This is a genomic window from Mesorhizobium sp. LNJC394B00 (genome assembly GCF_000502555.1).
Classification (GTDB): Bacteria; Pseudomonadota; Alphaproteobacteria; order Rhizobiales; family Rhizobiaceae; genus Mesorhizobium.
Genome location: NZ_AYWH01000010.1, coordinates 102787 through 115717, shown reverse-complemented (window position 1 = coordinate 115717; position 12931 = coordinate 102787). Strand labels below are relative to the sequence as shown.

Sequence of the window (12931 nt, the reverse complement as noted above, 5' to 3'; positions counted from 1 at the left end):
CGCTCACACGCGCTTGCAGAGGAAATAACGGTCGGCGGGCTCCGAAGTGGGCGCCGGGAGGTGTTGCAGCAGCGGGTGATCGAGCGGCGTGCCACTGACCGCGAAGCCGCCGACGCGAAGCAGGCTCGCAATCAGATCGGGAAGCCAGGTAGCGGTCACTGCATCGCGATCGTCATAGCCGGTGCCAATGTCGGCATGAACAAGGGCGGCTTCGATGCCAATGAACTTGCGGCCCGTCTCGCGTATTTCGCCGAGCACGAGGTTTTCAGCTTCGGGAATTGAGCTAGTGTGCGCGCCAACTTCGCGGTCGAACACCACGATCCGGCGCCCGGGCAGAAGCTCGCGCAGATGGTGGAATGTCCGGCCATTGCCGAGGCCGAGCTCAAGCACAAGCCCCTCCATCTTCGCCACCTCGGGGCAGATTCGATTGAGAATGTCGCGCTGCGCGGTCATCCTGCTGATGAAATTATCGAGGCGACTCATATGCGATTGTGTGTCCTGAACCAGCAGCCCCGATCGAGGCTTGCTGCATATAAAGGCGAACGACGAACCCTGCAATAACGCAACCGGCCGCCGACAAGCGTCATACCGGGTGGAGTGTTCGGCAGGCCGGGCGGTGGAACAGCGATATCACTTGTAGGGGTCTGCGGCGTCCCGCAAGCCGTCGCCGAGGAAGTTGAACGCCATGATGACGAGGATGACGGGCAGCATCGGCAAAAGCAGCCATGGATAGAACGCGATCACGCTGACGCTGCGCGCCTCGGTGAGCAGGATGCCCCAGCTGGTTATCGGCGCCCTCAAGCCGAGCCCGAGGAAGCTCAGCGCCGTTTCGCCCAGGATCATGCCAGGGATGGAGAGCGTCGCCGTCGCGATCAGATGCGACATGAAGCCGGGAATGAGATGCCGCCTGATGATGCGGCTGCTCCCCGCGCCCATCAACTGCGCGGCCAGAACGTAATCCTCCTCGCGCAAGGCCAGAAGCTTTGAACGCACGGCTCGCGCCAGTCCGGTCCAGTCGAGCAGCCCGAGGATGACGGTGATGCCGAAATAGATCAGGATCGGACTCCACGTTATCGGCATGATCGCCGCCAGGGCCAGCCATAGCGGAATGCTGGGAATCGATTGCAGGACTTCGATTATCCGTTGGACGATCAAGTCGAAGATACCGCCGTGATAGCCGGCCAGTCCGCCGATGACGATGCCGAGCAGGAAGCTGAAACTGATGCCGACGAGGCCGATAGTCAGTGAAATGCGTGCGCCATAGATCATGCGCGAGAGCACGTCGCGCCCCAGCCTGTCGGTGCCGGCCAGAAACAGCTGCCCGTTTTCGGCAGGACAGACAAAATGCCTGTCACCTTCGATCAGGCCCCAGAACCGATAAGTGTCGCCCTTGCAGAAGAAACGGAGCCGTTGAACGTCGTCGTGGTTCTCGATGTAGTTCCGCTTGAGCGTGTCCATATCCAGCGTCATCTGGCGGCCATAGACGAACGGCCCGACGAACTCGCCATTGTGGAACAGGTGCACGTGCTGCGGCGGCGCATAGATGTAGTCCATGTTGCGCGAGTGCAGATTGTAGGGCGCCAGGAACTCGCAGATCAGTATCCCTAAATACAGCACTGCCAGGAATATGCCGGATATAAGCGCAAGCCGGTGTTTGCGGAATTTCCACCACATCAGCCGCAACTGCGATGCCTGAAAGACCTTCGATTGCTCCGGCGTCATCGCCTCGACCGACTGCAGGTCGAAAGGCGCGCCGGAAATGTAGTGTTGCAGTGGAGCACCCGGAGCGGGCAGCGGCGAGTCCTGCTTCATTTGGTGCTGCCACCCTGCAAACGAATTCGTGGATCAAGCAGCGCCAGCGCCAGGTCGGAAATCAGCACGCCGATAACCGTCAGGAAGGCAAGGAACATCAGGAATGACCCTGCCAGATACATATCCTGGCTTTGCAGCGCCTTGATCAGCATCGGCCCGGTCGTTTCCAAAGACAGAACGATAGCCGTGATCTCAGCGCCGGAGATGATGGCCGGCAGGATCGAGCCGATGTCGGAAATGAAGAAGTTGAGCGCCATGCGCAGCGGATATTTGACCAGCGCCTTGAACGGATGCAGGCCCTTGGCGCGCGCCGTAACGACATATTGCTTGTGCAGTTCGTCGAGCAGATTGGCGCGCAGCCGCCGGATCATGCTCGCCGTGCCGCCGGTGCCGATGATCAGGACCGGGATCCAGAGATGGGCGAGGATCGACTTCGCCTTGGCCCAGCTCATCGGCTCGCCGAGATATTGCTGGTCCATGAGGTGGCCGATGGACGTGCCGAACCAGATGTTGGCGAAATACATCAGGATCAGCGCCAGCATGAAATTCGGAATGGCAAGGCCGAGAAGGCCGAAGAAAGTCAGGCCGTAGTCGCCCCAGCTGTATTGATGCGTGGCGGAGTACATGCCGATCGGAAAGGCGATGAGCCAGGTGAAGATGATCGTGACGAAGGAAACCAGCACGGTCAGCCACATTCGGTCGCCGACGACGTCGCGAACCGGCAGCTCATATTCGAAGGAATAGCCGAAATCGCCGTGCAGCATCCCGCCCACCCAGTAGAAGTAGCGAATGACCGGCGGCTGGTCGAAACCATATTCCTTGCGCATCATCTGGATGCGGTCGGAATCCACCGCTTCGCCCTGGGCCCGAAGCTCAGCGACATAGCTGTCGAAATAATCGCCCGGTGGAAGTTCGATGATGGTGAACACCAGCGCCGATATGACCAGCAGCGTTGGAACCATCACGGCGATGCGCCAGACAAGATATCGAAGCACGCTCAGGAGCCTCCAAGCCAGAATGTGTCCGGCATGTAGACACCGAAATAGGAGGTCGGGTCATAGCCGAAAAGTGCCTTGTCAGGCAGGTTGCGCAGCCGCGAGGATACCAGAATCGGCTGATGCGTTGCGTTCACCGTGCCTATTGAAAACACCTGATCGGTGTAGATCGACAGCATGGAGTTCCAGATTTCGGCGCGCTCGCTGGCTTCGGTCGATCCGTTCCATCGCTTGAGCAAAGCCATCAACTCGACCACTTCAGGAAGATCGGGCGCCTCACCCATCTTGCCATGGGACAGATAGTGAGCACCCCAGAGCGGCCACTGCAATTGGTCGTCGATGGTGGGGGCCAGTTGGTACGGATTCATGTCGGCGGTCGGCACGCCATTGTCGATGCCCGACCACATCGACATCATGATCTGGCCGCCAAGCGCGCGGCTGCGGAAGATGTCGCGCTGCGAAGTCCGGATGAACAAAGCGATGCCGATCTTGCGCCAGTGATCGGTGATAAGTTCGAGCGCGTCGGTTTCCAGCGTGCTTTCGCCGGCCGTTTCCACGATGATCTGCGCAGAGCGTCCATCCGGAAGCATCCGCACGCCGTCATCGTCACGGGCCTGAAGCCCGACCTCGTCTAGCAGGGCATTGGCCTTGTCGGGATCATGGGCGATCCAGGCTTTCGCGTATTCCGGCCGGTAGAGCGGGCTCTCCGGCAACACCGTATCGGCACTTTCCTGCGCCAATCCATAGAACACGGCCATGTTGATCTCACGCCTGTCTACAGCAAGCGAAAGTGCGCGGCGCACGCGCACGTCTCTCAAAAGGGCACGCCACACCGGGTCGGCACAATTCAGATTGGGCAGCAGCGCCAGCCGCGAGCCCTGAGTGCGTTTCCATAGATGCATCTTCACCGGGTAGCGCTTCTCCGCATCCTTCAGGAAGGAGTAATCGCTGAAGTCAATTCCCATGCATTGCAGGTCGCTCTCCCCCGCACCGGTCTTGGCCGAGATGATCGCCGACGAGCTGACATTCATGATGATCTGGTCGACATAGGGCAGTTGCCGGCCATTCTCGTCTATTCGATGAAAGAACGGGTTGCGCTCGAAGATAAACTGCTCGGCTGGCGGCTTGGTCCGGTTCCGCCAGGGATCGAGCGTCGGCAATTCCGGGTTCTCTGGGCGATACTGCCGCGACATGCGGATATGCAGGAGCGTCCATTTCTTGGCCCGGTTCTCCTTCATCAGGCCGGCGAGCCGGAATGGATCCTGGTATTTCTTGTGGAACTGCTTGAGATAGGCGGCCGGCAGAACGAGCGATATCGGCGCGGCAGCAGCGAGCTTGGGCAGGAAGTCGGGATTGGGCGCGTCCCAACTGTAGCGCACCGTCAGCGGATCGACGATCTCGAAGCGCGGCGGCTGGCCGTCCGCCAGCAGGGTCGGGGCGAGCCCCCCTTGCGAAAGCTCATCGTTCAGCCAGACATCTTCCCAGCAATAGCGAAAATCCTCCGGCGTCAGCAGGCTGCCGTCGGACCATTTATGGCCTTCCCGTATCTTGAAAGTGAAGATGCGATCATCCGCTACGTCGAAACTTTCGAGAATGTCGGCATGCAAGTTAAGTTTTTCGTCATAACCGACCAGCCGGGAATACCCGTAGATCGTCATCATCCGGATATCTTTCTGGCTGCCGATGATCGTACGCAGCGTGCCGCCATACTGGCCGGGCTGCCGGCCCATCGCAGCGAGGTTCAACGCGCGCGGGCTCTTGGGCAAGCGCTCAGCGAGTGCCGGCAACGCCTTGGCCGTCAGCTGCGGCTGAAGAAAATCCGGCTCCAGATCTCCGGCACGCGCCGTGCCCGGAAGAAGTGCCGAAGCCATCAGTCCAAGGACGGTGCGACGACTGATCAATGGCGTAGCTCGCTGATATCGGCCGAACGTCGGGCCAGCACGAGGTGGCCGCCGCCAAGATCGATCGGCGACAGCGTATCCTCCTCACCCTCGTCGTGGAATTGCGGTCCCCATGCGCTGGTGTCGGAAGCGCCGCCGAGGTTCAGCATCTTGAAATCCATCGGCCGGTCGAGATCAGGGAAGGGGACTGCGGCGAGCAGTGAGCGCGTGTAGGGGTGGATCGGTTTCCTGAGCAGAATTTCGCGCGGTGCAAGCTCGACGATACGCCCGCCGCACATCACAGCGATGCGGTCCGCCATGTAGTCCACCACCGCAAGATTGTGGGATATGAACAGGTAGGTCAGGCCCAGTTCCTTCTGCAGGTCCTTCAGAAGGTTCAGGATCTGCGCCTGCACGGAGACATCGAGCGCCGAAACCGGCTCGTCGCAGATCAGCAGCTCAGGCCCCAGCGCCAACGCGCGCGCAATGCCGATACGCTGACGCTGCCCGCCGGAGAAGCTGTGGGGATAACGCTGGATGAAGCGCGGATCGAGCCCGATTGCCTGCATCAGGCTCTTGACTGTGGCTAGCCGGGACGCGGCATTGCCACGTTGATGGATTTCCAGCGGCTCGCTCAAGATGTTTTCCACTGTCATGCGAGGCGAAAGCGACGAAACCGGATCCTGGAAGACCATCTGGAGTTTCGCCCGCAGCAAGCGCAGGGCGTCTCCCTCTGCTTCCAGGACGTCGATCGGTCCGTCGCGGCCGTTGAAGATCACGGAGCCGCCGGTAGGGGTGACGGCCCGCATCAGGATCTTGCTGACGGTGGTTTTGCCGCAGCCGCTTTCGCCAACCAGGCCCAGGCACTCACCCCGCCTGATGTCGAAGCTCACGCCGTCCACGGCGCGAACAGAGGTTTGATTGCTCCCGCTGAACCATCCGGAGTTGCGGATGGTGTAGACCTTTTTCAGATCCCTGACCGACAGCAGAATGTCGTCCGGCCCTTTCGCTTCCGGCGCCGTCTGCTTGCCCAGCAGGGTCCCGACATTCACCGGCACCTCGCGGAGCGCCTTCAGCCTTTCGCCAGGCTTCAGGTCGAAATGCGGAACGGCTGCCATGAGGCCCTTCAGGTAAGGGTGGCCTGGCCGGCGGAATATTGCCTCCACAGGGCCCGCTTCCATGATCTCGCCATGGTACATGACGACCACCTCGTCGGCGACATTGGCAACCACGCCGAGGTCGTGTGTGATCAGCAGCATTGCCATGTTGAGCTTGGTCTGGAGTCCACGAAGCAATTGCAGGATTTGCGCCTGGATGGTGACGTCCAACGCCGTTGTCGGCTCATCGGCGATCAACAGAGCGGGCCGGCAGATAAGCGCCATGGCGATCATAGCGCGTTGCCGCAATCCTCCCGAAAGTTCGAACGGATACATGTCGTAGGCGCGCTTGGGATTGGGAAACCCGACGAGGCCGAGCATTTCCTCGGTCCGTGCCTTGCGCTCCGTCCGGTCCATGTGCGTATGAATCTGCAGGGATTCGCTGACCTGGTTGCCGATCGTGTGCAGCGGCGACAGCGATGTCATCGGCTCCTGAAAGATCTTGCCGATGCGGCTGCCTCTCAACGCCCGGATTTCGGGTCCGTCTCGCGGCATCTGCAGGATATCCTGCGTCGTGCCGGGCTTTTTGGGATCGGAAAACAGGATACGGCCGCGAACATGGGCCGTGTTCGGCAAGATGCCCATCACCGCCTGGCTGAGAACCGATTTTCCGGAACCGGACTCACCGACAAGTGCGGTGACCTTGCCGGGCAGGACGCGAAGATTTGCCCGCCTGACGGCATGCAACGGTCCCCCGACAATGGCAAAAGAGATGCCAACATCTTCGATCCGCAGCAGATCAACGCCTGCATCCATTCCCACACCAGCCCCAATCTGGCGCCTCCCGACCGGCCCCAAAAAGCAAGACTAGCGCATTGTCAGCGCAGAGCAACTTGGATTCGAAACGAATTCCCCGGCGACCGGCGGCCGGACAGCATACCAGGGCGTCCAGATCGGATGGTGGTGACTACTGGAGCTTCCTCCGGTCGCCCGCCGACAGCCGCGCGGCATCGCGATGAAGCAGCATGACCTGCTCGGCGTCCGATATCCGATCGTGAAACGGCTGCAGCGCAGCGTCTTCATCGAGTGCGAGAGCACCCGACAGATCGGGTGAAAGCACCGTCAGCTTCTGCTTGCTGCCCGCCAGTTCCTCCTCGCCGAGCGTCAGCCAACTGTTGGCCCCGCAATAACCGGCGAAGTCCTTGCTGGCGAGAACGCTGTGCGGATATTTCTTGGTGAGGGTCTGGAGACGCTGGACCTCGTTTACAGCCGAGCCGAAGACGGAGAATGTGAGTCGGTCGGTAAGCCCGACATTGCCGAACATCACATTGCCGACATGCAGGCCGATACCAAATTTTATATCGCCCAGTCCTTGCTCTTTTCTGCGCAGATTGAGCTCCATCATGCGCATGCTGGCCTTGTGCGCAGCCGCAAGAGCAGCCTGGCAGGCGATCTCTGACTGCGCGCGGTGCCTTTCGCAGGGGTAGACGGCAATGAATCCATCCCCCAGGAAACTCATGATCTGCCCGCCTTTGCGATTGAAAGGTGCTGCGATGGCATCGAAAAACTGGTTCAGCGTATCGATATAGACTTCGCGGCCGGAGGTTTCGGCGAGCCTTGTCGACCCGCGCATATCGCCCATCACCAGCGCGGCCCGGATTGTATCGCCCTCGCCGCGCTTGATCTGGCCGTCCAGCACGCGCCTGCCGGCGTCACCGCCGAGATACGTGGTCATCATGTTGTCGGCGAGCTTGGTGAGCACCGCCATCTTGCTTGCTATAGCGAGATGGTTCTGGATCCGCAGCAGCGCCGAAATCATGCTGTCGCTGAAGCCTGAAGCACTGTCGGTGGACCAGGACCCCAACATGCCCTGACTTGTATCGCCGTTGAAGGGATGGACGAAAGCCATGTAATCGGTGACGCCCATAAGCCTGAGCTCATCGAAAACAGGAAACTCCGACCGCACCGACGGGTCGAGCCGGCGCCGCAGATGGTCGAGCTTGTTGCTGAGCAGATGGTAGTATGGGCTGGTCAGGAATCTGTCGGAATGGACGCCGTTCTCACTCCGGAAGCCTTCCACTTCCAGGCCTTGGCCGCGAATCCAGGTGAAACCGAGCGCGTCATAAAGCGGATGCAGCATCGAAAAGCTCAAATGCACCCGCTTCAGCGGCAGGCCGGCAGCAGCCAGCCGTTCACAAAAACCCTTGACCAATGTTTCCAGGTCGTCGCCCGCCAACGCCGATTGGGTCAGCCAATCGGCAACCTTATCCATGAGAATGTTGGAAATTTCTGCTTGCGCTGTGCTCATGCTATCTCGAAACCCGTCGAAGACGAGCCATCTCCTTTGATCCGCAAATTCTCGAAGTCAATGAAGCCGGCTTCGGGGGCAGAAGCCGGCGAAGAATATCCCAAATGACTGTCCTTGCAGGAAGCAAGCAGACGTCGACCGCACAAATCACCTGCGACACTATGTGGCGAGGCTGCCGGCGAAGTGCAATCCCGATCCTGACATCGCGCAAAAAATTGGTCGGCTCAGGCACCGTCGGGCTCGCCGGGTCTCAAGAACCATGGCCGAGGCGCATTGCGGAAAATCGATTTCCCCAAGCCGTCGTCAGACCGGCGCCTTCGCCTTCAGGCTTGCGGCAGCCATTGCATAGCCGCCGGCGGCGCCATCGATGAAGTGAACATGATCGCGCTGCAGCGGCGAGATGACGAGGCATGTCATCAAGGCCGACTTCTGGCGGTGTAGGCCATAGTTGCAGATGCCGGCCTCTTCCGCCTGTTTCAGCCGGTTCTCGATCCGCTGCAACACATCCGCGTCGACGTCGATGGTCATCTTCAAGCCGTCGTCGAACTTGCGGAAATCCGAATTGCTGGCCACCTCGCGCTTGTAGACCTTCGGGTCGAAACCGCCGATCGTCCAGCCCAATTTGTCGGTGACGGCCGTAAGCGTCATCAGGAAGATCACCCACAGCTTGGCCAGCCACCGCCGCCCCGGCGGCGCCGTGGCCCGTGCCTCGACATCGAGACCGGCGGGCAAGAGACTATAGGCCGGACCGTCCACCGGCACCGGGTGGCCATCGCGCTCCTGCCTGCCGGCAAGGGCGATGATGTCGGAAGCCAGAAACTGGAAACCACGCAAGTCGCGCGATGCCCCCGGCACGGCTATGATCGAGACAATTTCGCCATGCCGGGCTTCGATCGGGTTCCAGCGGCAGGAGAGGCCGGTCAGATCCGGCCGCGCGCCGGCCGGGGCGGGGTCGACGCGGTAGCGCCCGGCTTTCATTTCGGCTTCCGCCCAACTGCCGCCGCCGCCGGCGAACATGGCATAGAAGGCTGCTTCGGAGGCCTGGAACCTCGCCACGCGAACGTCGAGGCCTTGCGCTCTTATGTCCTTTATCGGCACGATTGCGGCACGCAAGGTCAGGTCCAGTTCGTCCGCCACCCATCTCTGGACAGAAGCCAGCGCGTTACGGGCGATCTCCAGCGCCGAGCCGGGAAACGCCACGAGCGCGCCGTCGCCGCCGAAGACGAAGGGAAGATCTTGCCGGCCCAGTGCATTGAGCAGCGCCGAAATGACGCTGGCGCCGGCCATATTGACGGTTTTGTAGCGCCCGGCCTCGATCGCCTTGGTCGAGCCGACGATGTCGGCGGTGGCCAGCGCCCAGCCATCGGGGAGAGGCCGATAGTTGTCGATATCGGCAACGCTTTCGAACTTTGCGAAGACCGGCAAAGAAGCGACGAACGGGTCGGACGCGACTGCTGTTTCCATAAGCATCAGATAGCACATTCCTGCGCTTGAAGGTGAAGTCGATCATGCCTCGAAATTGACTTGGGCAGGCTTTGCGATGATAGGATCGCGCGATGCGAATTGCCTTCTACGCCCCGCTGAAGTCGCCCAATCATCCCGTTGTCTCCGGCGACCGCCAGATGGCACGGATGCTGGTCCAGGCGCTGCAGCATGGCGGGCATAGCGTCGAACTGGCATCGGAGTTGCGCTTCTATCTACGCCAGCCGGAACCGAAAAGTTTCGATGCGCTCATGATCGAGGCCCGGGACGAAGCCGCGCGACTGACAAGGCTTTGGGACCGTGACGGCAAGCCCGATCTCTGGTTCTCCTATCATCCCTACTACAAGGCGCCCGACCTGATCGGGCCCGAGCTGGCGTTGGCCTTTGCCGTCCCCTATGTGACGGCCGAAGCCTCCTATTCCGAACGGCGCAACGCCGGTTCGTGGGCCGATAGCCAAGCATTGGTCGCGCGAGCCATCGAACAGGCGGCGCTGAACATCTGCTTCACGCAAAGGGATCGCCAGGGGCTGGCGGATGCTGTCCCCCACGCCGCTCTCGGTATGCTTTCACCCTTCATCGACACATCGGCATTCCACGAAATGCCGGTACTGGATTATCCGACGCGCCTCGTGACCGTCGCCATGATGCGCCCGGGCGACAAGGTCTTGAGCTATCGCATGCTGGCGCAGGCGCTCGGGTTGATCGGCCATCTCCCCTGGACGCTATCGGTCGTCGGGGACGGACCTGCCCGTGACGAGGTAAAGGCGCAATTCGCCGGCTTGCCCGCCGACCGTATCGAATGGCTTGGCGCCATCGAGCCTGCCGCCGTGCCGGATGTCCTTTATCGCGGGGGAATCTACGTCTGGCCGGGTTACGGCGAGGCCTATGGCATTGCCTATCTTGAAGCACAGGCCGCCGGCCTTCCGGTGGTGGCTCAGGACATTGCCGGCGTGCCGGAGGTCGTGCGGCATGGCCAGACCGGGTTTCTCACCCCGCCGGGCGATGTGGGGGCGTTCGCTTCGGCCATCGCAAGGCTTCTGGCCAATAATGACGAAAGAACCATCATGGCTGCAGAGGCCAGACGTTTCGTTCTCGAAGAACGCTCTCTCGGTGCTGCAAAGGCCCGTCTGGCGGAACTTCTCAAGATGATCCCGTTGTCATGACGTCCGACCCGATTTGGCAGCCTCTGGTTGACGAGCTGGCGCATCGGCAACGGTGGGGCCGCAAGGCAGAGTTCTGGCTGCGCGACGACGACGCCGTGGATCCGACGCCGGCGCTCGATCGGTTGCTCGACCTCACCGGTGACTTCGCGGTTCCGGTCACTCTGGCCGTCATTCCGGCCCAGACCGACGGGAAGCTTGTCGTCCGGCTTGACGCCGCGCCGCATGCCACGGTCGCCATTCATGGCTGGGCGCACCGAAATCATGCGCCCGAGGGTCAAAAAAAGCAGGAGCTCGGCGCGCATCGGCCACGCGAGGTGGTGCTGGATGAGCTGGCCGGCGGGCTGTCGCGTGTAACCGGCCTGCACGGCGCACGTGCGGTTCCGATGCTGGTGCCGCCCTGGAACCGGATCGACGCCGGCCTGGTACCCGACCTCGGATCGATAGGATTTGCGGCATTGTCGGTGTTCGGGCCGCCAAGGCCGGCTTCCTTGGCGGTCATCAACAGCAATGTCGACATCATGGATTGGCATGGCACGCGCGGCTGCCGCGATCATGGTCTGTTGGTTCAGGCCATCGTCGCGCAATTGCAGCGTGCATTCGACGGCGGCGAACCGGTCGGCCTGCTCACCCACCATCTCGTCCATGATGAATCGGCATGGCTTTTCCTCGAACGGCTGTTCACGATCACCGCGCGGACCGAAGCCTGCGCATGGCTTCCGATCAGCACATTGACCGAACGCAGCGCCGGAAAATAGCTCAGCGCTTTTTGTTCACTGAAGTTGGGAATGTGAGCGTCTGGCCATCCCGCGCCGCAAAAGCGCCGGCAAACCTGTCCTTGGCCAGTTTCTCCATCTCGTCCAGCTCATCGTCGGTGCGTGCCGGATCGTGGTGAAACAGCGCAAGCCCGCGCGCGCCGGCCGCCTCGCAGAGCTTGACGCCCTGTTGCCATGTCGAGTGCCCGTTGCCGCGGTAGCGCTCCATTTCCTCCTCGGTGTAGGTGCAGTCGTAAATGACGAGGTCGGCATCTCTGATCAGGCCGAGCACCGCCTGGTCGAGTTTGCCCGGCTCGTGCTCGGTGTCTGTGATGACCGCCACGACGCGGCCCCCCCATTCGACCCGGTAGCCGATGCAGCCGCCCGGATGGGTAAGACTACCGGTTCGTACAACAACTCCTTCGCGTGGCCGAAGCAGGTCTCCGGATGCGAAATCGCGGCAGTCGAGGCTCGCCTTGCAGACACCGAGTGTCACCGGAAACCATGGCGGCCGAATGAATTCATCGACCATCTGCCGCGTCGTCATGCGTCCAGCCAGATGCCCGGACCAAAGCGTAACTTTGATGCCTCGTTCATAAATAGGCTTGAAAGCCGGCAGCCCGATGATGTGATCGTAATGGCAATGGGTGAAAAACAGGTCGAAATCGGTGACGCCCGCCGCCCGAAGCGTCCTGCCGGCAGGCCGCAAGCCGGAGCCCGCGTCGAACAGAAGCGTATGCTTGCCGCATTGCATCTCGATGCAGATCGTGTTGCCGCCATAGCGAGCAAATTCTGGCCCCGACACCGCAATGCTGCCGCGCACGCCCCAAAACCTGACAAGGAAGAAATCGTCGTCCATGCACCCTTTCGCCCATCGTAGCCAACCAACTGCTGCCAGAGTCGTTCCAGGAAAGGTGTGACACGGTTCCGGAAACTGCATCAAAACAAAGAAACAGAGCGGCTCGCCGCTTCAGTGCAACTGTGAATCGCTCTCGGCCGTTCGTGCGTCGATCAGGTCCGCGGTCGTACTGCTTAGCCTATCGGCAAGAACCCGCAATATCTCGATGGTCATTTCGGGAAACTCCTTCATAAGCCTCAGGAAATGGTCCTTGCGGATTCTCAAGGCCTCCAGCTCACTTGCCGCTTTGACGGTGGCAGTACGGGAGCTGTTGCACAATATGGCAATCTCGCCAACGATCGAATTTGGCAGCAATTCAGCAACTTTGATCGGCCCATTGTCGGAATCGACCAGAATATCCGCGCTGCCCGAAAGGATGACATAGGCGGCGTCTGCCTCGTCGCCCTGCCGGAAAAGAATCTGGCCGGCACTGTAGTTCACGCGATCGGACGTGAACGCGAGCAGCTTGAGCTTTGTCGGCTCGATGCCAGAGAACAAGGGAACGCGTTGCAGCATTCCAACTTCATCCTTGAGCAGCATTGTC

At 60.9% G+C, this 12931-nt stretch carries 11 protein-coding genes; 2 read left to right on the top strand and 9 right to left on the bottom strand.

The features are described 5' to 3' along the window. Positions 1-3: 3 nt before the first annotated feature. The 7 genes from X751_RS138890 to X751_RS138920 form a co-directional block, all read right to left on the bottom strand. Positions 4-483: a class I SAM-dependent methyltransferase gene (locus X751_RS138890; RefSeq protein ID WP_023672134.1), complete on the bottom strand. Its 480-nt coding sequence runs from the start codon at positions 481-483 to the stop codon at positions 4-6. A 147-nt stretch (positions 484-630) separates the two neighbouring features. After that, entirely contained in the window at positions 631-1812 is a 1182-nt protein-coding gene (locus X751_RS138895) for an ABC transporter permease (RefSeq protein WP_031193182.1), read from the bottom strand. Next, positions 1809-2807 (bottom strand): ABC transporter permease, encoded by a 999-nt coding sequence (locus tag X751_RS138900; protein ID WP_023672136.1) that lies wholly within the window; start codon positions 2805-2807, stop codon positions 1809-1811. The genes X751_RS138895 and X751_RS138900 overlap by 4 nt, the downstream gene beginning before the upstream one ends. Before the next feature lie 2 nt (positions 2808-2809). Next, entirely contained in the window at positions 2810-4708 is a 1899-nt protein-coding gene (locus X751_RS138905; protein ID WP_023740137.1) for an ABC transporter substrate-binding protein, read from the bottom strand. Next, positions 4705-6600 (bottom strand): ABC transporter ATP-binding protein, encoded by a 1896-nt coding sequence (locus tag X751_RS138910; protein WP_023745921.1) that lies wholly within the window; start codon positions 6598-6600, stop codon positions 4705-4707. The genes X751_RS138905 and X751_RS138910 overlap by 4 nt, the downstream gene beginning before the upstream one ends. Positions 6601-6751: 151 nt before the next feature. Then, positions 6752-8092 (bottom strand): adenylate/guanylate cyclase domain-containing protein, encoded by a 1341-nt coding sequence (locus tag X751_RS138915; protein WP_023672139.1) that lies wholly within the window; start codon positions 8090-8092, stop codon positions 6752-6754. Positions 8093-8395: 303 nt separating this feature from the next. Further along, on the bottom strand, positions 8396-9574 hold the full coding sequence (locus X751_RS138920; protein ID WP_031196755.1) for a DUF3095 domain-containing protein: 1179 nt from the start codon (positions 9572-9574) through the stop codon (positions 8396-8398). Positions 9575-9648: 74 nt separating this feature from the next. Here X751_RS138920 and X751_RS138925 point away from each other — a divergent pair, with 74 nt between their 5' ends. Both X751_RS138925 and X751_RS138930 read left to right on the top strand, forming a co-directional pair. Next, positions 9649-10737 (top strand): glycosyltransferase family 4 protein, encoded by a 1089-nt coding sequence (locus X751_RS138925; protein ID WP_023685074.1) that lies wholly within the window; start codon positions 9649-9651, stop codon positions 10735-10737. Continuing rightward, the gene (locus X751_RS138930) at positions 10734-11492 is read left to right on the top strand and encodes a polysaccharide deacetylase family protein (protein WP_023685073.1); all 759 of its coding nucleotides are present in this window, start codon (positions 10734-10736) and stop codon (positions 11490-11492) included. Before X751_RS138925 ends, X751_RS138930 begins: the two co-directional genes overlap by 4 nt. 1 nt (position 11493) lies before the next feature. Here X751_RS138930 and X751_RS138935 read toward each other — a convergent pair whose 3' ends face one another. Together X751_RS138935 and X751_RS138940 are read right to left on the bottom strand one after the other, a co-directional pair. Further along, positions 11494-12348 (bottom strand): MBL fold metallo-hydrolase, encoded by an 855-nt coding sequence (locus tag X751_RS138935; RefSeq protein ID WP_023692895.1) that lies wholly within the window; start codon positions 12346-12348, stop codon positions 11494-11496. Positions 12349-12459: 111 nt separating this feature from the next. Continuing rightward, entirely contained in the window at positions 12460-12927 is a 468-nt protein-coding gene (locus tag X751_RS138940) for a cyclic nucleotide-binding domain-containing protein (protein WP_023672144.1), read from the bottom strand. Positions 12928-12931 lie beyond the last annotated feature (4 nt).

Excerpts from the sequence above, each read along its gene's own strand:
- X751_RS138890 (WP_023672134.1), bottom strand. The coding sequence starts at position 483 with ATGAGTCGCCTCGATAATTTCATCAGCAGGATGACCGCGCAGCGCGAC.
- X751_RS138895 (WP_031193182.1), bottom strand. The coding sequence starts at position 1,812 with ATGAAGCAGGACTCGCCGCTGCCCGCTCCGGGTGCTCCACTGCAACAC.
- X751_RS138910 (WP_023745921.1), bottom strand. The coding sequence starts at position 6,600 with ATGGATGCAGGCGTTGATCTGCTGCGGATCGAAGATGTTGGCATCTCT.
- X751_RS138915 (WP_023672139.1), bottom strand. The coding sequence starts at position 8,092 with ATGAGCACAGCGCAAGCAGAAATTTCCAACATTCTCATGGATAAGGTT.
- X751_RS138920 (WP_031196755.1), bottom strand. The coding sequence starts at position 9,574 with ATGTGCTATCTGATGCTTATGGAAACAGCAGTCGCGTCCGACCCGTTC.
- X751_RS138925 (WP_023685074.1), top strand. The coding sequence starts at position 9,649 with ATGCGAATTGCCTTCTACGCCCCGCTGAAGTCGCCCAATCATCCCGTT.
- X751_RS138930 (WP_023685073.1), top strand. The coding sequence starts at position 10,734 with ATGACGTCCGACCCGATTTGGCAGCCTCTGGTTGACGAGCTGGCGCAT.
- X751_RS138935 (WP_023692895.1), bottom strand. The coding sequence starts at position 12,348 with ATGGACGACGATTTCTTCCTTGTCAGGTTTTGGGGCGTGCGCGGCAGC.
- X751_RS138940 (WP_023672144.1), bottom strand. The coding sequence starts at position 12,927 with ATGCTGCTCAAGGATGAAGTTGGAATGCTGCAACGCGTTCCCTTGTTC.